Below are 23119 nucleotides of genomic sequence, written 5' to 3' on the forward strand. Positions count from 1 at the left end.
TGGCTAAAAAAAAGGCGCTACCCGACCAACGGGTAGCGCCCACTCAAGCCTTAAAGCCCCTCCAACTCCGCCATCAAATCACTCAACCGATCCACCTTCTCGGCACTGATCTCATTGCCCGCCAACCCGTCGATATACGCGGCCAACTCCGCCACGGTGCTGCACTCGAACATCGCCCGCAATGGCACGTCGCGCTGCAACGTTTTTTGCACCCGCGAAGCGATCTGCGTAGCCAGCAGCGAGTGCCCGCCCAGTTCGAAGAAGTTGTCCTGCACCCCAACCCGCTCGACTTTCAGCACCTCGGCCCAGATAGCCGCCAACGTGGTTTCCAGTTCAGTGCGCGGCGCCACATAGTCCTGATTGTGCAACTGGCCGATCTCCAGCGCCGGCAGGGCCTTGCGGTCGAGTTTGCCGTTGGCATTCAGGGGCAGGCGGTCAAGCCATAGCCACTGCAGCGGCACCATGTATTCGGGCAGTTCGGCACGCAGGCGTTGCTTGATACGCTCCAGCTGTTCGCTCGGGTCGAGCGTGGCATCGGCGGCCACCAGGTAGCCGACCAGGTGCTTGCCATTGGCCCCCTCTTGCACACCCACCGCCGCGTCACGCACGTGCGGTTGTTCGTGCAGGCGCGCTTCGATTTCACCCAACTCGATGCGGTAGCCGCGAATCTTCACCTGGTGGTCGATACGCCCGACATACTCCAGCACCCCATCGCTGCGACGCCGTGCCAGGTCGCCGGTACGGTAGAGCCGCTCGCCAGGCGCGCCAAAGGGGTTGGGTACAAACACCTGGGCGGTGCGCAGCGGATCGCTGACATAGCCGCGACCGACGCCGGTGCCGGCGACGCACAACTCACCGACCGCGCCTTGGGGCACCAACTCCAAGGCGCCATCGAGCAGGTACAAGCGGTTGTTGTCGGTCGGCGTACCAATCGGCAGGTAAGTACCACGGGTGGAGACCAGATCGACGCGAAAGAACGCCACATCATCGGAGCATTCCGCCGGGCCGTAGGCATTCACCAAGCCGATCTGCGGGTAACGCAGCAGCCACTGATGGGCCAACTCCGGCGGCATGGCCTCCCCGGTCGGCAACATCCAGCGCAGGCCGTCGAGGCTGATACGCTCCTGGGCCAGCATGCCCTGAATCAGCGACGGCACACTCTCCAGCACGGTGATGCCCTGTGCTTGAACGTGGGCCAAAAGCCCTTGCGGATCATGGGCGATGGTAGCGGGCACAATGTCCACCCGTGCGCCAAACAGCGGCGCGGCGAGGAACTGCCACACAGAAATATCGAAGCTTTGCGACGCGGTCTGGGCGATCACATCGGCATCGCTCAAGTTCAGGTACGGCACCTTGCTCAACTGGTTGTTGAGCATGCCACGCTGTTCGACCATCACGCCCTTGGGCAAGCCAGTGGAACCCGAGGTATAGATCACGTAGGCAAGGTTGTCCGGGCCGCTGTAGACACCTGGGTTTTCGCCACGGGCGGGGATTTCCTCCCACACCAGCAACTGGCAGTCGAAGCCTTCAAGCAGTTCGATGGCCTGTTCCCGGCACGCTTCGGTGCACACCAGCAACGGTGTGCGGCTCAGGTCGATGATGCGGCTCAGGCGCGGGCCAGGCAGCCCTGGGTCCAGCGGCAGGTAACCGGCACCGGCCTTGAAGCTGCCGATGATCATGCCGAGCAAGTCCAACCCACGTTCAGCCAGCAACGCCACCGGTTGGTCCAGGCCCACACCGGCCGCAAGCAACGCGTGGCCCAGGCCGTTACTGCGGCGGTTCAGCTCGTCGTAGCTCCATTGCTGGTCGAGGCAACTGGCGGCGATACGTTGCGGATGCTGTGCGACCTGCGCCTCGAACAACTCGATATAGCTGCGTTCCAGCGGGTAGGCATGTGCGCTCTGGTTACAGCCTTCCACGAGAAACTCACGCTCCTGCTCGCCCATCAGCGCCAGCTCGGCCATGTCGCCATGGAAGCCCTGCACCAGCGCCAGCAACAGGCGTTTGAACTCAGCGAGCATGCCTTGCACGGTGCTTTCGTCGAAATAACGCTGGTCGTAGGACAGGTGCAAACCGAGGTCATCCCCCGGATAGCACACGGCAGTCAGCGGGAAGTTGGTGTGGGTACGCCCGGAATCCGAGGTGGCGTTCAGGCTTTGCGCACGGTCCAGCACCGAGACTTCCACCGGTGCGTTCTCGAACACAAACAGGCTGTCGAACAGCGGCTGGCCCTTGGGCAATTCGCTGTGTTCCTGGATCGTCACCAGCGGCAGGTACTCGTACTCGCGCAACTGCATATTACTGTCGAGCAAAGCGCTCAACCACTGGCGCACGCTGCAAGGCTGATCATCCTCGGGCAGTTTCACCCGCAGCGCGATACTGTTGATAAACAGCCCGACGGTGCGTTGCATCTCGGGCATTTCCACCGGGCGCCCGGCCACGGTGACACCGAACAGCACGTCGCGATCGCCACTCAAACGCCGCAGCACCAGGGCCCACGCCGCCTGGGCGAAAGTGTTGACGGTAAGCTGATGCGCCTGGGCCAGTTCGCGCAGTTGCGCACCGTCGCGGGCATCCAGGCGGGTGTAGCAGTCGCCCACCACCATGCCGCCACTGCCACCGGCGTGTTCGCGCAGGAACGGGCGGTCACTCGGGATCGGCGTGGCGCGCTCGAAGCCTTGCAAGTTTTGCTGCCACCACTGGCGCGCCTCGTTGAGGTCCTGGCGTTGCAGCCAGGCAATGTAGTCGCGATAGCGCGGCGGCGTTGCCAGTTGCGCATCGCGGCCTTCGCCCAGGGCCGTGTAGATATCGAAGAAGTCATTCATCAGCAGCGAACGGCACCAGGCATCGATCAGGATGTGGTGGTTGCTCATCATGAACCAGTAGCGCGCCTCGCCCACGCGAATCAGGCGCAAGTGGAAAGGCGCCTGGTTGAGTAAGTCAAAACCGGCTTCGCGCTCGGCCTTGAGCAAGGCTTGCAGACGCGGCTCCTGCTCATCCTGCGGGTCGGCGCTCCAGTCCAGGTACTCAATCGGCGTGCTGCCGGGCTTGTGGATCACTTGCAGCATGTCTTCGCCGACGTTCCAGCAGAACGAGGCACGCAAGGCTTCGTGGCGGGCGATCACCGCTTGCCAGGCCTGGGCAAAACGCTCCGGATCCAGGGCGCTGTTGATGCGGTAGCGGTCCTGCATGTAATACAGGCCGGTGCCCGGCTCCAGCAGGGTGTGCAGCAGCAGGCCCTCTTGCATCGGGGTCAGCGGGTAGACGTCTTCGATGGCGCTGGCGGGTACCGGCAAGGCGTCCAGTTGCACCTGGGTCAGGTGTGCCAGGGGGAAGTCGGACGGCGTGAGGCCGCCGGCATCATCCTGCAGGCAATGGGCGATAAGGCTGTGCAATTCGGCCAGGTAAGCCTCGGCCAGATCGCGAATCACCTGTTGATCATGACGCTCACGGCTGAACGTCCAACGCAGCACCAGCTCGCCGCCGTAGACCTGGCTGTCGATGCTCAGTTCATTGGGCAACGGCGCATCCGGGTCATGGGCCAGACCGGCGGATTCCTCCAGCGGATGGAACAACGCGTCAGCGCCGAAACTCTGGTCGAACTGGCCCAGGTAGTTGAAGGTGATCTGCGCGCTCGGCAAGGCGGCCATGCTCTGTTTGCACAGGTCATCGGCCAGGTAACGCAGCACGCCATAACCCAAGCCTTTATGGGGCACACCACGCAGTTGCTCCTTGATCGCCTTGATCGAGTCGCCCTGCTCGGCCTGCGGCGTCAGGCGCAACGGATAGGCACTGGTGAACCAGCCCACGCTGCGGGTCAGGTCGATGTCATCGAACAAGGTTTCGCGGCCATGGCCTTCCAGCTGGATCAGTGCCGAGGCCTGCCCGCTCCAGCGGCACAGTACGCGGGCCAGGGCGGTCAGCAACAGGTCGTTGACCTGGGTGCGATAGGCACTCGGCGCCTGTTGCAGCAACTGCCGGGTGCGCTCGGCATCCAGGCGCACGCTAACCGTTTCAGCATCGCTATTGCGCCGTGCGCCTTGGGGACGCTGCACCGGCAAGGCCACGGCCGGGCCAGCCAATTGCGCTTGCCACAGGCTCAACTCTTCGCGCAAGGACTCACTGTGGGCATAGGCTTGCAAGCGCGCAGCCCAATCGCGCAGCGCGCTGGTCTTGGCCGGCAGGCTGACGGACTGGCCTTCACTGAGTTGGCGATAAACGTTTTGCAGGTCTTCCAGCAGGACGCGCCACGACACGCCGTCCACCACCAGGTGATGGATGGCGATCAGCAAGCGCTGCTGGCCTTGCGGCCCGTCCACCAGCAAGGCGCGCAACAGCGGCCCCTGTGCCAGGTCGAGGCTGCGCTGGGTGTCGGTGAACAACGCCGTGCACGCCTGCATGTCGCGCACCTGCGCCTGCAGCAGCACGCCACCTTCCGGCACGCCCAAGTGCTCGGCATGCCATTGCGCGCCACGCGGGGTAAAGCTCAAGCGCAGCGCGTCGTGGTGTTCCAGCACGGCCAGCAGCGCTTGCTCCAGGCGATGGGCATCGAGCAGTTGCAGTGGCTTGAGCACCAACGCCTGGTTCCAGTGCTGGCGAGCCGGGATGTCGGTGTCGAAGAACCAGTGCTGGATCGGCGTGAGGCCCGAAGGACCGGTCAGCAGCCCTTGCTCGGCGATGACGCGCTCCGAGCGGGTCGCCACGGCCGCCAGGCTTTGTACAGTCTGGTGCTGGAACAGGTCACGGGGACTGAAATGAATCCCGGCCTGGCGCGCACGGCTCACCACCTGGATTGACAGGATCGAGTCGCCGCCCAGTTCAAAGAAATTATCGTCGAGGCCGACTTGCTCCACGTTCAGCACCGCGCACCAGATGGCGGCCAGGCTGTGTTCCAGCTCACTGCGAGGGGCCACGTAGGCTTGGCGATTGGCCTCTGGGTCCGGCTCCGGCAAGGCGCGGCGGTCGAGCTTGCCGTTGGCGGTGAGTGGCATGCTTTGAAGTACGATCAGATGCGCGGGCACCATGTAGTCCGGCAGTTGCGCCTTGAGGTGCGCCTTCAACGCGTCGCGCAAGGCGGCGTGCTCGGCATCGCTGACCAGGTACGCCACCAGCTGTTTGCCGCTCGGCGCATCCAGGGCCAGCACCACTGCTTCGCGCACAGCTTCATGTTCGAGCAAGCGTGTTTCGATTTCGCCCAGTTCGATGCGGAAACCGCGAATCTTCACCTGATGGTCGATGCGCCCCAGGTACTCCACCAGGCCATCGGCGCGTTGGCGCACCAGGTCGCCGGTACGATATAAACGCCCGCCCTCGATGGCAAACGGATCCGCGACAAAGCGCTCCGCCGTCATCCCCGGACGCTGGTGATAACCCTGAGCCAGGCCGGCGCCACCGATGTACAGCTCACCGCTGGCGCCTTGGGGCACCAGCGCCAAGTCGGCGTCGAGAATGTAGGCCACGCGCTCGCCGACGATGCTGCCGATCGGCACACTGCCGGCCCCCTCCTCCAACTGCTCGGGCGCCAGGCTGGCCAGGGGCATCACCACGGTTTCGGTGGGGCCGTAGGCGTTGAAGACTAGCTGGGGCATGAATGCCGCACGGATGCGGTGCAAGTGTTCGCCGGTCAAGGCTTCGCCACCGGTGATGCACATGCGCACCGGCAGCGTCTGTTGCTGGGTCGCCAGCCACTGCGCCAGCTGGCTGCCGTAGCTAGGGGTAAAACCGAGCACATTGATGCGATGGGTACGGATCAGCGCGCAGATTTCTTCGGCATCCCACTGGCCCTGGGCGCGCAATACCACCCGCGCCCCGCACAGCAGCGGCACCAGCAAACGCTCGGTGGCAGCGTCAAAGTTGATCGAATAAAAGTGCAGCTCGCAGTCATCCGGGCGCATGTCAAAGCGCTCGATCACCGCTTGGCAGTGCATGGCGATCTCACCGTGGGACACCACCACGCCCTTGGGCTTGCCCGTAGAGCCCGAGGTGTAGATGAGGTATGCCTGGTGTTGCGCCAGACTCACGAACGGCAGCGCCTCGGCGGGGTAATTGGCCAGCACCGGCGAGTCATCCTCCAGGCACCAGCACGCCACCGTCGCCGGCAATTCACCCAGGGCTTCGAGCAGGGCCGCATCACTGAGCAGCAGGCCGATGCCACTGTCTTCGATCATGTAATGCAAGCGGTCCAGCGGGTATTCCGGGTCCAGCGGCACGTAGGCGCCGCCGGCCTTGAGGATCGCCAGCAAACCGATGACCATTTCCAGCGAACGCGGCAGCGCCAGGCCCACGCGCACCTGCGGGCCCACCCCACGCTCGCGTAGCATCCAGGCCAGGCGGTTGGCGCGCTCATCCAGTTGTGCATACGTGAGGGTCACACCGGCAAAGGTCAGCGCCGGGGCATCCGGCCGCTGGCTGGCCTGCTGGCTGAACAGCTGATGGATGCACTGGTCGAGGCGATGCGCGCCCTTCTCCACCCCCAGGCTGTCTTGCAAGGCGCGTTGCTCATCCGCGCTCAGCAACGGCAATTCGCTGAGGCGCTGGCCGGGATCGGCGATCAACGCTTCGAGCAGGTTGCACCAATGCGCGGCCATGCGTGCAATGCGCGGCTCGTCGAACAGGTCGGTGCTGTAGGTCAGGCAGCAACCCAGGCGATGGTCGAGGTCGGTGACTTCCAGGTTGAGGTCGAACTTGGTCGCCCGCGCATCGTTGGCCAGGTACTCCACGGTCATGCCGGCCAGTTGGCGGCTTTGCTGGAATTCCCAGCGCTGCACGTTGCACATCACCTGGAACAACGGGTTGTACGCCGCGCTGCGCGGTGGTTGCAGAGCTTCCACCAGGTGGTCGAACGGCAGGTCCTGATGGGACTGGCCTTCGATCACGGTATGGCGCACCTGCTCGAACAACTCGCTGACCTGCATCTGCCCAGTGAGCTGGCAACGCAGCACCTGGGTATTGAGGAACGCGCCAATCAAGCCTTCGCTTTCCGGGCGGATACGGTTGGCCACGGGCGCGCCGATACGCAGGTCGGTCTGGCCGCTGTAGCGGTAGAGCAACACCGCCAGGGTCGCGGTCATGGTCATGAACAGCGTGAGGCCCTGTTGCGCGTTGAAGGCACGCACACGGGCGGCCAGCTCATCGCTCAAATCAAAGCGGTACAGCTCGCCCCGGTGGCTTTGCACCGGTGGGCGTGGACGGTCGCCGGGCAGTTCCAGCAACGGGTGTTCGTTGCCCAGTTGCGCGGTCCAGTAGTCCAGCTGGCGCTGGCGCTCACCGGCTTCCATCCACCGGCGTTGCCACACGCTGTAGTCGAGGTACTGCACCGGCAACGCGGGCAGCGGCGAGTCGCGCTCGTCGATAAAGGCTTCATACAGGGCGCTGAGTTCACGGGCAAAGATGTCCATGGCCCAGCCTTCGGTGACGATATGGTGCAGGGTCAGCACCAGGTAATGCTCTTGCTCGCCAGCCTTGACCACGCAGGCGCGCAACAGCGGCCCGGTTTCCAGGTTGAACGGCGTGTGCGCCTCGACATCGGCCAGTTGCTGCAAACGCTGCTGGCGCTGCAGCTCATCCAATGCGCAGAAGTCCTGCCAGCCCATGCGCACAGTGGTCTGCGCCGAGACCTTCTGACAGGCCACACCGTCAACGCTTGGGAAAGTGGTGCGCAGGGTTTCATGACGCATGATCAAGGCTTGCAAGGCTGCCTCGAAACGCCCCACATCCAGTACCCCGCGCAGGCGCGCCATGCCGCCGACGTTATAGGCCGGGCTGTCCGGTTCCATCTGCCAGAGGAACCACATGCGCTGCTGGGAATAGGACAAGGGGACCGGCTGGCTGCGGTCGACTTTGGCGATGGCAGTCTGTTGATTGCGCTGGCCCGCCGCCTGGATACGCCCGACCTGCTCGGCAAAATCGCCCAGCTCGCTGGCTTCGAACAGGGTGCGCAGCGGCAGCTCGACGTCACAAACCTGGCGGGTGCGAGAGATGATTTGCGTGGCCAGCAACGAGTGCCCGCCCAGTGCGAAAAAGTCATCGCGCAGGCCGATACGTGGCAGGCCCAGCACCTCGCGCCAGATCGCGGCGATTTGCAGCTGCAAGACTGTGTGCGGTTCGACGTGTTCGCGGGTTTGCCATACCGGCTCCGGCAAGGCGCGCCGGTCGAGCTTGCCACTGGGGCTCAGGGGCATGGCATCCAGGCGCATCAGCAGCGCGGGCACCATGTACTCCGGCAACTCGGCGGCCAGGGCGATTTTGACCGTTTGCTCATCCAGTTCGGTGTCAGCGGTGTAGTAGCCGATCAACTGGGCATCACGCACCAGCACCACGGCTTGGGCGATGCCTGCGAGGGCCAGCAGGCGCGCTTCGATTTCTTCCGGCTCCACTCGGAAACCGCGCAGCTTGACCTGCTGATCGAGGCGCCCGAGGTATTCGAGGACGCCATCGGCGTTCCAGCGCGCACGGTCACCGGTGCGATACAGCCGAGTGCCCGCCGCGCCCAACGGGTCGGCGACAAAACGTTCGGCCGTCAGCCCGGCACGGCCCAGGTAACCCCGCGCCAGGCCGATACCGCCGATGCACAGTTCGCCCGGCACACCGGCCGGCAGCGGGTTGAGCTGCTCGTCCAGTACGCGGCAAATCACATTGCCCAATGGCCGGCCAATCGGCGAGCGCTCGCCATCCGAGGCAGCGCACTGCCAATGGGTGACGTTGATCGCGGTTTCGGTCGGGCCATAGCGGTTGTGCAATTGCACCGCTGGCAAGCGCGCCAATACGCGGTTACGCAACTCGGCGGGCAAGGCTTCGCCGCCAGAGAACAGGTGACGCAGGCTGGTGCATTCGGCCACCAGTGGCTCGTCGATAAACAGCTGCAACAGCGGCGGCACGAAGTGCAGCGTGGTCACCCCATGTTCCTGCACCAGCTGCGCGATACGGTGCGGGTCGCGATGTTCGCCAGGCCCGGCCAGCACCAGGCGGCAGCCGGTAATCAATGGCCAGAAGCATTCCCACACCGACACGTCAAAACTGATCGGCGCCTTTTGCATCAGCACATCGGTGTCGTTCAGTTGATAGGTGGCCTGCATCCACTGCAACCGCTCGGCCAGGGCGCCGTGGGTGTTGCCCACGCCTTTGGGTTGGCCGGTGGAACCGGAAGTGTAGATCACGTAGGCAAGGTTATCGCCGTGCAGATGCAAGCCGGGCGCCTGGGTCGGCCAGCTGTCGAGGTGCAGGCTGTCCATGGCGATCACGCACACGCCTTCGGCGCTGGGCAGTTGGGGCAGCAACGCGGTCTGGGTGAGCAGCAGTTGCACGCCGCTGTCCTTGAGCATGTAGGCCAGGCGCTCGGCGGGGTAATCCGGGTCCAGCGGCACGTAGGCGCCACCGGCCTTGATGATGGCGAGCAGGCCGATCAGCAATTGCGGCGAACGCTCGGCGGCGATGGCTACGCACACGTCCGGGCCGACGCCTTTGTCGCGCAGGTAATGGGCCAGGCGGTTGGCCTGGGTGTGCAGTTGGGCGAAGGTCAGGCTGCCGTCCTGCCAGACCAGTGCGGTGGCGTCCGACGTCTGTTGGCTGAGCAGCTCGGGCAGCCAGTGCCGGGCCGGCGCGCAGGGGGCTTCGCTCCAGGGTTGCTGTTCGTCGGCCTGCATCAATGGCAGGTCGCCGATGGCGTGTTGTGGTTGCGCGCACACAGCGTGAAGTAGATGGATGAACTGCTCGGCCAGACGCTGGATGGTCGCGCAATCGAACAGCTCGTCGGCGTAGTCGAACGACAGGCTCAAGCGCCCATTGCGGTCTTCTTCGCTGTGCAGTTGCAGGTCGAACTTGGCTTCGCGGCTGTGCCAGGGCAACTCATCGGCCAGCAGGCCCGGCAGGCGGCGCAAGGCACTGAGGTCACGTTGCTGGTGGTTGAACATGACCTGGAACAGGCCCTGTTCGCGGGCCTGGGGGAAGGCTTCCAGCAGTTGTTCGAAGGGCAGGTCCTGATGGGCCTGGGCGGCCAATGTGGTCTCGCGGGTGGCGGCCAACAACTGATTGAACGGCAGGCGCCCGTCCAGCTCGGCGCGCAGCACCAGGGTGTTGATAAAGAAGCCGATCAGGCCCTGGGTTTCATGGCGTGCGCGGTTGGCATTGGGCACGCCGATACGGATATCGCGCTGGCCGCTGTAGCGATAGAGCAAGGTCTGGAACGTCGCCAGCAGCAGCATGAACGGCGTCGAGTCATGGGCCTGGGCGGTCTGGCGGATCGCCGCACTGAGGCGCGCATCCAGGCGCTGGCTATGGCGCGCGGCGCTGTGCCGATGCTGGGCGGCACGCGGATGATCGGTGGCCAGGTTCAGGGCCGGATGCTCGTCACCCAACTGCGCTTTCCAGTACGTCAGCTGTCGCTGGCCCTCGCCTTCGGCCAGCCATTGGCGCTGCCAGCTGCCGTAGTCGGCGTATTGCAAGGGCAAAGGCGGCAGCTCCAGGGACTGGCCTTGGACGGCAGCGGCGTACAGGCGCGAGAACTCGTCGATCAGGATATTCAGCGACCAACCGTCGGCAATGATGTGGTGCAAAGTCACCAGCAGTTGGTGCTCTTCATCGTCCAGGCGTACCAGGGTAACCCGCAGCAAGGGGCCTTTTTCCAGGTCGAACGGACTGCGTGCCTGGTCTTCGCGGACCCGTTGCGCACGGGCTTCGCGTTCGGTGTTGGGCAGGTCGCTGAGGTCGATGATCGGCAGTTCGAAATCCGCCGTTGCCTCGACACGCTGAAACGCCTGGCCGTCGCGCTCGTAGAAGCGCGTGCGCAGGGCTTCGTGACGCTGGATCAGTTGCTGGAAGCTGTGACGCAGCGCGTCTTCATCCAGCTCGCCGCGCAGGTGCAAGGCGCCGGGAATGGTGTAGGCGCTGCTGTGAGGGTCCAATTGCCAGGTGATCCACAGGCGGTTCTGTGCCAGGGATTGGGGCAGGTCTTCTTGACGTGACAGCGCGTGTATTGCGCCTTGGGCCACGCCGCCGTCCTGTTGCAGGTGCGCCACAGCCGCAGCAAAGGCCGCGAGTGTCGGCGCTTCGAACAGCAGGCGTAGGTTCAGCTCCAGCCCGAGGCTTTCGCGCAGGCGCGCGACCACTTGGGTCGCGGTGATGGAGTTGCCGCCCAGCAAGAAAAAGTGATCGTCGCCCGCCACATGAGCCAGTTGCAGTTGCTCGCACCAGATCGCCGCAATCTGCTGTTGCAGGTCCGATTCCAGCGCCACTTCGCTCGCCGGCCCCTGCTGCCCGGGGAACTGCGCGTAGCTGTCGAGGCTGCCATCGGCATGCCGAAGCGCACAGGCCGCACGCTGCACTTTGCCGCTGGAGGTCTTCGGCAAGGCGCCGGGGTTGAGCAGCACCACCACGCTCGGGGCTTGCTGGCAGGCCTCGGCCACGGCTTGGCGGATCGCCTTGATCAGCGCTTCGGGCGGCAGGATTTTCTGCACGCTGCGGCTGATTTCCGCGGCGATGCCGATGCCTTCCAGGCCCTGGTCATTGACCGCAAACGCGGCAACCCGGCCCTTGCGCACCACTTCCACTTCGCGCTCGATGGTCTGCTCGATGTCCTGGGGGTAGAGGTTGTGGCCGCGCACGATAAGCAGGTCTTTCAGGCGCCCGGTGATGTACACCTCACCGTCGCGAATAAAGCCCAGGTCGCCAGTGCGCAACCAGGTGCGGCCAGCATGCTGGACAAAGGTCTTGGCGCTGGCTTCAGGGTTGCGCCAGTAGCCGTGGGCGATGCTCGGGCCGGTGGCCCAGAGTTCGCCGACGCACTGGTCGGGCAGCTCGGTGAGAATGTGCGGGTCGGCGATCAACACGGCGTGGTCCGGTTGGCTGGTGCCGCAACTCATGATCGCGCTGCCCTGCCCCGGTTCGGCGCGGTTGGTGGCCAGCGCCTGCTCGTCCATGCGCATCGCGGGAATGCCACGGCCACGGATGCCTCCCGCGACAAACAGGGTGGCTTCGGCCAGGCCGTAGGAGGCGAAGAAATTATTCGGGGTGAAACCACAGGCCGCAAATTTTTCCGCGAAGCGTTCCAGGGTGTCGAGGCGGATCGGTTCGGAACCCGAATAGGCCACGCGCCAGCGGCTCAAATCCAGACGCTCCAGGGCCGACTCGCTGACCCGTTCGCTGCACAGGCGGTAGGCGAAATCTGGGCCACCGCTGATGGTGCCGCCGTATTCGCTGATCGCCTCCAGCCAGCGCAAAGGTCGGCCAAGGAAGTAGGCCGGCGACATCAATACGCAGGGCACGCCGCTGAAAATCGGTTGCAGCAGGCCGCCGATCAGGCCCATGTCGTGGTACAGCGGCAACCAACTGACGATCACGTCGTCGGGGTTGAGGTCGATGCCAAAACCACGGCGGATCAGCACTTCGTTGGCCACCAGGTTGCCGTGGCTGACTTGCACGCCTTTGGGCAATGCGGTGGAGCCGGAGGTGTATTGCAGGAAGGCGATGTCGTCGGCCTTGAGGTCGGGCTCGACCCACTGGTCGGCCAGCTGCGCCTCCAGGGTGTCGACGCTCAACACCGTGGGCGCATTTTCAATCTGCGCCAGGCCCTCGCTGAGGCTGGCAATGGTCAACAGCAGGCGCGGCTCGGCATCACTGATGATCGACAGCAGACGCTCCTGGTGATGACGGCGCGTGGATTCCGGCGGATACGCCGGCACCGCGATCACCCCGGCGTACAGGCAACCAAAGAACGCCGCCACATAGTCCGGCCCACTGGGGAACAGCAACACCGCACGCTCGCCCAGGCCAGCGTTGGCTTGCAGGGCGGCGGCGATGGTGCGGGCGCGTTGGTCGAGGTCGCGATAACTGAGCACCACACTGTGCTCGGCGCTCTCGGCGAGGAAGCGCAACGCCACCTGGTCCGGCGTCTGCGCAGCACGCTGTTGAAGGGACTGGACCAGGGTGCGGGGGAGTTCGAAGGCGTCCATCATGGGGTTCCTGCCTGAAATCGGCTTACGGGAAATTCGGGAAATCGGTGGGGTTCAGCCGGCGGCGAGCTGCCGCGCCGCGCCAATGCGCCAGCGCGCCAGGTGCTCGTCGGCATAGCGACGCACACAGCGCAGCACGGCGCTTTCTTGCTGCACGAGGAAGAAGTGATGGCCGTCAAACATGTCCAGGGAAAACCCACTGGCGGCGTCGAGTTGCCAGTCGAGCAACTGGTCGGCACGCACGCTGTCCTGCTTGCCACCGAACACGTGGATCGGCAGCGCCAGGGGCTGGCGCTCGCCATAGGTGAAACTGCCGCACAGCAGGAAATCGGCGCGCAGGATCGGCAACATCAGTTGCATCAACTCGGGGTTGGCCAGGGCTTCCTCGGCGGTGCCTTGTAACTCACGCAGGCGGGCGATGAGTTGGGCATCGGTCTTTTCGACGGCGTACTCGCTCACATCACGACGCGCCGGGCCCGCCGTGCCGGACGCGAACAACGCCAGCGGCGCAGGCAGATTGCGTGCGTTTAAAGCGTGGGCCAATTCAAACGCCAACAGCCCGCCAAGGCTGTGGCCGAACAAGGCATAAGGGCCATCGAGATCACGGCTGATCTCTTCAGCAAGCTGCGCGGCCAAGGCCTTGATATCGCGCTGCAACGGCTCGTCCATGCGCATGCCGCGCCCCGGCAATTCCAGCGGGCACACTTGCAGCCAGTCCGGCAGAACCCGGCGCCAGCGCGCATAGACCGAGGCGCTGGCGCCTGAATGGGGCAGGCAAAACAGGCGCAGCCGCAGGGGCGTACTCATCGCGCGAGGACTCCAAACTGAAACACGCTGAATGCACGATAAAAACCCATCTGGTCCTCCTGCGGGTGCTGATCCTTGGCCGTTGTACTAACGAACCTGTCACCCATGAGAACGGACGGAGCCAGCAAATAATTAGTCGCCGGGGGCGAGCGAGACGTGGTTCACACCTTTGCCCAAGGCATAAGATTAGTTCGTCTTCTCATTTGACAATCATTATCATTCAGCATAATTTGTTGCCCGATGTGTAGGAGGCCTCAGCAGGGATGCCCTCCCCTAACCTATTAGCAACAAGGTGATTTCCATGACGGAACCAGTATCCACAGGCAGGTGCGATTCACCCCTTCTCCAGGCATTCGTCGACAATCGGCTGATCCTGGTGAAGATCGCGGCCCGCATCACCGGGTGCCGCTCCCGCGCCGAAGACGTGGTGCAAGACGCCTACTTTCGGCTGCAGTCGGCACCGACCATCACCTCATCGTTCAAGGCTCAACTGAGTTATCTGTTCCAGATCGTGCGCAACCTGGCGATCGATCACTATCGCAAGCAGGCGCTGGAGCTCAAATATTCCGGGACCGAAGAGGAAGGCTTGAATGTGGTTATTCACGGCGCTTCACCGGAAACCTCGCACATCAATTTCAACACCCTGGAAAACATCGCCGACGCCCTGACGGAGTTGCCACAGCGCACCCGCTACGCGTTCGAGATGTACCGCTTGCATGGCGTGCCGCAAAAAGACATCGCCAAGGAGCTTGGGGTGTCTCCGACCTTGGTGAACTTCATGATTCGCGATGCGCTGGTGCATTGCCGCAAGGTGTCGGGCAGTCATAGCGATACGTTTGCGCGGCGGGTTTGAGCGCAGCGAGGACATTCTGGGTAAGGGCCCACGGTAACCACGATGCGAAGCGAGTCGCTCTTGATCTGCTTTTGATTTTGATCTCAGGCGCCCCGTTAAACCACGCTGGCCGAACGCAGGCTTGAATTCGTGGGTAACCCGGCAGGACGCCGGGTTAGCCGCCCCGCGCCATGGATGGCGCGTGGCGGCGGCCCACGGATTCAAGCCTGTGTTCGGGCACACCGAGCCTGGGCGAGGTGCCGAGTGGTGGGGCAAGAGCGCTTTGCTTACTTTCGCGCTTTTCGAAAGTGAGCCGCCGTCAGGGCGGAACCCTAAGTGGCCGTTACCGCAGGAATGGATATGTACTAGGTATATGTGTCGCCTGTCAGGCCGCCTTCGCGAGCAAGCCCGCTCCCACAGTTGGATGGTGGGGTGTCAGGTAGATAGGTGTCGGCTGGCAGGCCATCATCGCAGGCAAGCCAGCTCCCACAGTTGACCCCACTGAGCCCAAAGGATCTTATTTACTGCGATCTAGGGCAGTGGCGTCACATCAATACGATACGGCTCAAAAATCCTCAGCATCTGCCCACTGCTGCGTAGCCCCTTGAGCAACGCCGAAAACGCCTCCCCCGTGATCGGTGCCTTTGGCCGCAGCAACGCGTAGTGGTGATACACCTGATCAATACGCTCCGACACCAAAAACTGCCCCGCCATGTCCGCGTTGCGCACCATGAAATCACTCAGGTACGAACGGGTAACCAACGCAATATCCGCACGCCCACGGGCGACCATCAGCAAGTTGCTGTCGTGGGAATAGGTCAACGTGGCGTTGTAGTGCTCGGCCATGTTCTTGGGATCAGGATTGAAGTCAGCAAAGGCATAGTGATACCCACTGAACACCGCCAGACGTTTACCGGTAAGGTCAGAAAAATAACTCTGGTCGCGCCCGGGCTGACGCTGAGCGACAAAAATCTCCGCATCTTCGAGCCCCATATCAACACTGGTATGGGCAATATTCTGCCAACCCCAGGACGGGTTTTCGAAGATCGCCATGTCGACCCGGCCTTGCTCGAAGTCACGAAAACGCCGGGGGATCGAGGTAGGCACCACCACAAACTGGTAATCGGTTTGCGCAGCGTTCAACGCCTCGACCAATTGCGGCAGCAACCCGGTGTCGGCGCCTTGTTCGGGGCGAACGGTATAGGGCGGAAAGTGCGCCGCGCCGATTCTCACCAACTGCGCGGCACCGGCCTGCGTCCACGCGGCGGTGCCCAGTGCCCATAAAGTCAGTCCTGCAGCCAGCCGCCATGGCGAAAACATCGAGGCACACACCGTTGAAGAGTTCAATGCCGATAAGCTAGGCGTTTTTACCGGGGGAGACAACTTTCGCCAGCAAATTAATGGCTTGCGCCTCAGTCTGACTTCAGCACCATCAACAAGGCCTCTTCGGCCAACTCTTCAAGGGTCAGGCTGCCTTGGGCGCGAAACCAGGTGGTGGTCCAGGACAAGGCGCCGGTGAGGAAGCGCCGGGTGATAAACACATCGCCCCGGATGTAGCCAGCGGCCTTGGCCTCGCCCAGTACCTGCAACCAGATCTGCTCATACACGTCACGCAGGGCCAGCACGTGCGCCTGGCCTTCGGCCGACAGCGAGCGCCATTCGTAGACCAGCACCGCCATGGCTTCGCCACTGCCGCCCATGATCGACTGCAACTCGCAGCGGATCAGCGCCAGCACGCGTTCGCGCACGGTGCTCGCCTCCTCCAGTGAAGCGCGCATCATCGCGGTGTTGTAATGGATGGTTTCCTCCATCACCGCGCGCAGGATCTCATCCTTGCTCTTGAAGTGATGGAAGATGCTGCCGGACTGGATGCCCACGGCGCCGGCCAGGTCACGCACGGTGGTGCGCTCGAAACCCTTGTTGCGAAACAGATGAGCCGCGGTTTGCAGCAATTTGCCGCGGGCGCTCTCGGGGTCGGTCAATTGGCCACCATCGACCATGGTGCGCATCACCCTCAGGGCTTTGTGCTCATCCATGTTGCTCTCCTTCACCTCTACTGTCATGGCCGGCAATTTAGGCCGTGACCGCCACCCAAGCAAGCGCTTGGGTAAAACTTGTGACTTTAGTTTACACTTGGGTAAAACTTGTGCCTGGAGTTTACAAACCAAGCGCTTGCTTGGTAGTCTCGACGCCAGCCCTTGGAGGAAGGATTTCTCATGAGCAAGACGGTACGTATCGGCTGCGCCAGCGCCTTCTGGGGCGACACCTGCACCGCCGCCGCCCAATTGGTGCAGGGCGGCGCCCTGGATTACCTGGTGTTCGATTACCTGGCGGAAGTCACCATGTCGATCCTCGCCGGTGCCCGCCTGAAAGACCCCAAGGCCGGTTACGCCACGGACTTTGTCGAGGTGCTGACCCCCCTGCTGGCGGATATCCAGCGCCAAGGCATCCGGGTGATCAGCAACGCCGGCGGCATTAACCCCCAGGCCTGCGCCGCTGCCCTGCAAGCGGCCTGCGATAACGCGCACATCCCGCTGAAAATCGCCGTGTTGCTCGGCGATGACTTGCACCCTCAACTCAAACAGCTGCCGCCTGTCACCGACATGTTCAACGGCGCCCCACTGCCGCCCCTGTGCGTGTCCGCCAATGCCTACCTCGGCGCACCGGGCATTGCCCAGGCCCTGGGGCTCGGCGCCGATATTGTCATCACCGGCCGCGTGGTCGACAGCGCAGTGGTCAGCGCGGCATTGGTGCATGAATTCAACTGGTCGTGGCAGGACTACGATCACCTCGCCCAGGCCGCCCTGGCCGGGCATATCATCGAATGCGGCGCCCAATGCACCGGTGGTAACTTCACCGACTGGCGTGACGTGCCGGACTACGAACACATCGGCTTCCCCATCGTCGAAGTCAGCGCCGACGGCCAGTTCACCGTCAACAAGGTCGAGGGCAGCGGCGGCCTGATCAGTGAACTCAGCGTGGCTGAACAACTGCTGTATGAAATCGGTGACCCGCGCGCCTATGTGCTGCCGGATGTGATCTGTGATTTCAGCCAGGTCAAACTGCAGCAACAAGGCAAACATGCGGTGCGCCTGCACGGCGCCAAGGGCCTGCCACCCACCGACCAGTACAAGGTCAGCGCCACCTACCCCGATGGTTTTCGCTGTACCGCCAGTTGCCTGATCGCCGGCATCGACGCGGTGGCCAAGGCCGAGCGGGTCAGCCAGGCGCTCATCAACAAGACCTCGGAGCTGTTCAGCCAGCGCGGCTGGGCGCCCTACACCGACGTCAACATCGAACTGCTCGGCAGCGAAGCCACCTACGGCGCCCACGCCCGGCGTGCGGATTGCCGCGAAGTAGTGGTGAAGCTGGCGGTGCGGCACCCGAACAAGCAGGCGCTGGCGCTGTTCGCCCGCGAGATCGCCCAGGCGGCCACCGGCATGGCACCGGGGCTGACCGGCATTGTCGGCGGGCGGCCGACGGTGTATCCGCTGATTCGGCTGTTTTCGTTCCTGGTCGACAAATCATTGTGTAGCGTCGCCATCGAGTACCAAGGCCAACGTTATGCCGTCGAGCTGCCCGCCTCCGCGCCTCTGCTCACGCCGGCTGCGCCCATCGAGCCGGCCAAGCCCCTGGGCCGTGCCGATGCCAGCGTACCGCTGGTGAAACTCGCCGTGGCGCGCTCTGGTGACAAGGGCAACCACAGCAATATCGGGGTGATCGCCCGCCACCCCGACTACCTGCCGTGGATCGCCGAAGCCCTGACCCCGGAGGTGATCGTCGACTGGATGGACCACGTGCTCGACCCGATCCATGGCCGCGTCGAACGCTGGTACTTGCCCGGCAGCCACAGCCTCAACTTCCTGCTGGAAAACGCCCTGGGCGGCGGCGGCATCGCCAGCCTGCGCATAGATCCCCAAGGCAAGGCTTTCGCCCAGCAACTGCTGGAAATCCCCATCGCCGTACCGCAACACATTGCCGATCAACTCAGCTAAAGGACCGTTGCCGTGGCCTTCGACTCGATCTTCAAAGCCGACCTGTTCCAGGGGCACACCCTGATCGTCACCGGTGGCGGCAGTGGCATTGGCCGCTGCACCGCCCATGAACTGGCGGCGCTTGGCGCCCGCGTGATCCTGGTGGGGCGCAAGCCGGACAAGTTGCAACAGGTAGCCCAGGAAATTACCCAAGACGGCGGCGTCGCCCATTGGCAGGCCTGTGACATCCGCGATGAAGAGGCGGTGAAGGCACTGGTCACGCAAGTTCTGCACGACCACGGCCCCATTCATGGCCTGGTGAATAACGCCGGCGGCCAATACCCGTCGCCCCTGGCCGCGATCAACCAGAAGGGCTTTGAAACCGTACTGCGCACCAACCTGGTGGGCGGTTTCCTGATGGCACGGGAAGTGTTCAACCAGTCGATGAGCAAGCACGGCGGCGCAATCGTCAACATGCTCGCCGACATGTGGGGCGGCATGCCCGGCATGGGCCACTCCGGCGCGGCGCGCTCCGGCATGGACAACTTCACCAAGACCGCCGCGTTTGAGTGGGGCTATGCCGGGGTGCGCGTCAACGCCGTGGCGCCTGGCTGGATCGCCTCCAGCGGCATGGACACCTACGAAGGCGCCTTCAAGGCGGTGATTCCCACCCTGCGTGAGCATGTACCGCTCAAGCGCATCGGCACCGAGTCGGAAGTCAGCGCGGCCATCGTCTTCCTGCTCAGCCCGGCTGCGGCCTTCATCAGCGGCAGCACCCTGCGCATCGACGGCGCCGCCAGCCTGGGTAGCCGCGCATGGCCGCTGCACAAGGCGCAGGTACCGAGCGAGCCGTTCAATGGGTTCCACCGCGCCTACCTGCCGGATGTGCTCAAGGCGGAGCAATAACGCCATGCCAGTCATTGAAACCCTGATCGACCCCAACAGCCCAGCGTTCGCGCAAAACCGCGAAGCCATGCTGGCGTCCATCGCCCAGTTGCGCCAACTGGAACACACCCTGCTGGCCAAGGCCCAGGAAGCCAAGCCCAAGTTCGACAAGCGCGGGCAATTGCTGCCCCGTGAGCGCCTCAATCTGCTGCTGGACCCCGGCGCGCCGTTCCTGGAGCTGGCCAGCCTGGCCGGCTACAAGCTCCACGACGACAAAGACGGCAGCGCCGCTGGTGGCGGGCTGATCGCCGGCATCGGTTACGTCAGCGGCGTGCGCATGCTGGTGGTGGCCAACAACAGCGCGATCAAAGGCGGCACCATTTCCCCCTCCGGGCTGAAGAAATCCCTGCGCCTGCAACAGATCGCCATGGAGAACAAATTGCCGGTGGTGACTCTCGCCGAAAGCGGCGGCGCCAACCTCAACTACGCCGCCGAGATTTTCGTCGAAGGCGCACGCAGTTTTGCCAACCAGGCGCGCATGTCGGCCATGGGCTTGCCGCAGATCACCGTGGTACACGGCTCGGCCACGGCCGGCGGTGCGTATCAGCCGGGCTTGTCGGATTACGTGGTGGTGGTGCGCGGCAAGGCCAAGCTGTTCCTCGCCGGGCCACCGTTGCTCAAGGCCGCCACTGGCGAAGTCGCCACCGATGAAGAACTGGGGGGCGCGCAGATGCACGCGCAAACCGCCGGCACCGCTGAGTACCTGGCCCAGGACGATGCCGATGGCGTGCGCATCGTGCGTGAAATTGTAGGCCTGCTGCCCTGGAATGACCGCTTGCCGCACGCCCCCCAGCGCGCCTATCGCGAACCGCTGTACCCGATTGAGGAACTGTTGGGGCTGATCCCCGATGACCCGAAAAAACCCTACGACGTGCGCGAAATCCTGGCGCGCCTGGCCGACGGTTCCAACCTGCTGGAATTCAAGGGCGAGTTCGACCCCCACACCGTCTGCGGTCACTTGCATATCCAGGGGCGCGCTGTGGGCGTGATCGGCAATAACGGCCCCATCACGCCGAAGGGCGCGAGCAAGGCCGCGCAGTTTATCCAGCTGTGCGACCAAAGCCGCACGCCGCTGCTGTTTTTGCACAACACCACCGGCTTTATGGTGGGCACCGAGTCGGAACAGCAAGGGGTGATCAAGCACGGCGCGAAGATGATCCAGGCAGTGGCCAACGCCCGAGTGCCTAAACTCACCATCGTGGTCGGTGGCTCCTACGGTGCCGGCAACTACGCAATGTGCGGCCGCGGCCTCGACCCACGCTTTATCTTCGCGTGGCCCAACAGCCGCACGGCAGTGATGGGCGGCGCACAGGCCGGTAAGGTGCTGCGCATTGTCACCGAGGCCAAGCAACTCAAGGACGGCCTGGTGCCCGACCCCAAGGTGCTCGACATGCTCGAACAGGTCACCGCGCAGAAACTCGACAGCCAGTCCACCGCCCTCTACGCCAGCGCCAACCTGTGGGACGACGGGCTGATTGATCCACGGGACACCCGCACTTTGCTCGGTTTTTTGCTGGATATCTGTCACGAAGCCGAACGGCGGCAACTGCAACCCAACACCTTCGGCGTAGCGCGCTGATCGTTCCCACGCTCCGCGTGGTAACGCAGACCAGGACGCTCCGCGTCCCAACCGGGAGAACAATAAAAATGATCTTCACCCAGGAACACCAGGAACTGCGCCGCACCGTGCGCGCCTTCGTCGACCGCGAGATCAACCCGCACGTGGATGAATGGGAAAAAGCCGGGCGCTTTCCCATTCACGAGATCTTCCGCAAAGCCGGCGACCTCGGCCTGCTGGGCATCTCCAAACCGGAAAAATTCGGCGGCATGGGCCTGGACTACAGCTATTCCATCGTCGCCGCCGAAGAGTTCGGCACCATCCGTTGCGGCGGCATTCCCATGTCCATCGGCGTGCAGACTGATATGTGCACCCCGGCCCTGGCGCGCTTCGGCTCCGATGAACTGCGCGAGGAGTTCCTGCGCCCGGCCATCAGCGGCGAACAGGTCGGCTGCATCGGCGTCTCGGAAACCGGTGCCGGCTCCGATGTGGCCGGGCTCAAGACCCATGCGCGCAAGGATGGCGATGACTATGTGATCAACGGCAGCAAGATGTGGATCACCAATTCGCCCAGCGCCGACTTCATCTGCCTGCTGGCCAACACGTCCGACGACAAACCGCATATCAACAAGTCGCTGATCATGGTGCCGATGAACAGCCCCGGCATCAGCGTCAGCCCGCCGTTGGAAAAACTCGGCATGCACAGCTCCGAGACCGCCCAGGTGTTTTTCGACGGCGTGCGCGTGCCGCAACGCAACCGCATCGGCCATGAAGGCGCGGGCTTCATGATGCAGATGTTGCAGTTCCAGGAAGAACGCCTGTTCGGCGCGGCCAATATGATCAAGGGCCTGGAGCACTGCATCGACAGCACCATCGAATACTGCAAAGAGCGCCAGACCTTCGGCAAAGCGCTCATTGATAACCAGGTGATCCACTTTCGCCTGGCAGAACTGGCCACCGAAATCGAATGCCTGCGCGCCTTGGTCTACCAGGCCACCGAGCAGTACATCAAGGGCCAGGACGTCACGCGGCTGGCCTCCATGGCCAAGCTCAAGGCCGGGCGCCTGGGCCGTGAGGTCAGCGACAGTTGCCTGCAATATTGGGGCGGCATGGGCTTCATGTGGGACAACCCGGTAGCCCGCGCCTATCGCGACGTGCGCCTGGTGTCGATTGGCGGCGGTGCCGACGAAATCATGCTGGGCATCATCTGCAAACTGATGGGCACCCTGCCCGGTAAAAAGCCATGAATACCTTGCTGCTCGAAGCCCATAACGGCGTGCTGCACATCACCCTCAACCGCCCCGAATGTCGCAATGCGATGAGCCTTGAAATGGTCAATGAACTGCGTGCGGTACTGGCGCAGTTGGACAGCCAGGTGCGCGCCGTGGTGATCAGCGGCGCGGGCGGGCATTTTTGCGCGGGGGCCGATGTGAAGGACCTGGCCGGCGCCGGGGGGCAGTTGCAAGCATTGAACCGCGCGTTTGGCACCTTGCTGCAAGAGGTTCAGGCGCTGGCGCAGGTGGTGATCGTGGTGCTGCAAGGCGCGGTACTGGGCGGTGGGTTCGGGCTGGCGTGCGTAAGTGATATTGCGATTGCAGCGGGCCAGGCGCAGTTCGGCTTGCCCGAGACCCGCCTCGGGTTGCTGCCGGCGCAGATTGCGCCGTTTGTGGTCAAGCGTATTGGCCTTACCCACACGCGGCGCCTGGCGCTGACGGCGGCGCGGTTTGATGGGGTGGAGGCTGGGCGGCTGGGGGTGGTGCATTTTGTCGAGCACGACTCGCAGGCATTGGCGCAGCGGGTGGATGAGGTATTGGGGCAGGTGTTGCAGTGTGCGCCGGGGGCGAACGCACGGACTAAAGCGCTGTTGCTGGCCAGCCTGGATGAGCCGCTTGAGACCGTGCTGGATCGCGGGGCGCAGTGGTTTGCCGAGGCGGTGAGGAGTGAGGAAGGGGTTGAGGGGACGCAGGCGTTTGTGCAGAAGCGAAAGCCGAGTTGGTCTCGATGACGCCATCGCAGGCAAGCCAGCTCCCACAGGGGAACACATTTCAAATGTGGGAGC

The 23119-nt window shown here is 63.7% G+C and carries 10 protein-coding genes; 6 read left to right on the plus strand and 4 right to left on the minus strand.

Features of this window, described 5'->3' with window-relative positions:
- Positions 1-50: 50 nt before the first annotated feature.
- Both E1K68_RS19230 and E1K68_RS19235 read right to left on the minus strand, forming a co-directional pair.
- On the minus strand, positions 51-12947 hold the full coding sequence (locus tag E1K68_RS19230; protein ID WP_212614557.1) for a non-ribosomal peptide synthetase: 12897 nt from the start codon (positions 12945-12947) through the stop codon (positions 51-53).
- 51 nt (positions 12948-12998) lie between these two features.
- Entirely contained in the window at positions 12999-13751 is a 753-nt protein-coding gene (locus E1K68_RS19235) for an alpha/beta fold hydrolase (protein WP_003192866.1), read from the minus strand.
- Between the two features lie 301 nt (positions 13752-14052).
- Here E1K68_RS19235 and E1K68_RS19240 point away from each other — a divergent pair, with 301 nt between their 5' ends.
- Positions 14053-14604, plus strand: a complete 552-nt coding sequence (locus E1K68_RS19240; protein ID WP_003192867.1) for an RNA polymerase factor sigma-70 — start codon at positions 14053-14055, stop codon at positions 14602-14604.
- A 510-nt stretch (positions 14605-15114) separates the two neighbouring features.
- On the opposite strand, the gene E1K68_RS19245 is transcribed toward E1K68_RS19240, so the two are convergent.
- Together E1K68_RS19245 and E1K68_RS19250 are read right to left on the minus strand one after the other, a co-directional pair.
- Positions 15115-15903 carry a transporter substrate-binding domain-containing protein gene (locus E1K68_RS19245; protein WP_003192869.1) on the minus strand — a complete coding sequence of 263 codons (789 nt, stop codon included), beginning with the start codon at positions 15901-15903 and terminating at the stop codon, positions 15115-15117.
- A 92-nt stretch (positions 15904-15995) separates the two neighbouring features.
- Positions 15996-16619: a TetR/AcrR family transcriptional regulator gene (locus E1K68_RS19250; RefSeq protein WP_003192871.1), complete on the minus strand. Its 624-nt coding sequence runs from the start codon at positions 16617-16619 to the stop codon at positions 15996-15998.
- A 180-nt stretch (positions 16620-16799) separates the two neighbouring features.
- On the opposite strand from E1K68_RS19250, the gene E1K68_RS19255 reads away from it, so the two are divergent.
- The 5 genes from E1K68_RS19255 (at position 16800) to E1K68_RS19275 (ending at position 23065) form a co-directional block, all read left to right on the plus strand.
- Positions 16800-18578, plus strand: coding sequence for an acyclic terpene utilization AtuA family protein (locus E1K68_RS19255; RefSeq protein ID WP_094773744.1), 1779 nt, complete (start codon positions 16800-16802; stop codon positions 18576-18578).
- 12 nt (positions 18579-18590) lie between these two features.
- Positions 18591-19463 (plus strand): SDR family oxidoreductase, encoded by an 873-nt coding sequence (locus tag E1K68_RS19260; RefSeq protein WP_003192874.1) that lies wholly within the window; start codon positions 18591-18593, stop codon positions 19461-19463.
- Between the two features lie 4 nt (positions 19464-19467).
- On the plus strand, positions 19468-21081 hold the full coding sequence (atuC, locus tag E1K68_RS19265) for a geranyl-CoA carboxylase subunit beta (RefSeq protein ID WP_003192875.1): 1614 nt from the start codon (positions 19468-19470) through the stop codon (positions 21079-21081).
- Between the two features lie 68 nt (positions 21082-21149).
- Positions 21150-22307 carry a citronellyl-CoA dehydrogenase gene (gene atuD / locus E1K68_RS19270; RefSeq protein ID WP_032895979.1) on the plus strand — a complete coding sequence of 386 codons (1158 nt, stop codon included), beginning with the start codon at positions 21150-21152 and terminating at the stop codon, positions 22305-22307.
- On the plus strand, positions 22304-23065 hold the full coding sequence (locus E1K68_RS19275) for an enoyl-CoA hydratase-related protein (RefSeq protein ID WP_120248406.1): 762 nt from the start codon (positions 22304-22306) through the stop codon (positions 23063-23065). The genes atuD and E1K68_RS19275 overlap by 4 nt, the downstream gene beginning before the upstream one ends.
- Positions 23066-23119 lie beyond the last annotated feature (54 nt).

It is taken from the genome of Pseudomonas sp. B2021 (assembly GCF_018135665.1).
In the GTDB taxonomy this organism is placed as follows: Bacteria; Pseudomonadota; Gammaproteobacteria; order Pseudomonadales; family Pseudomonadaceae; genus Aquipseudomonas; species Aquipseudomonas lactis.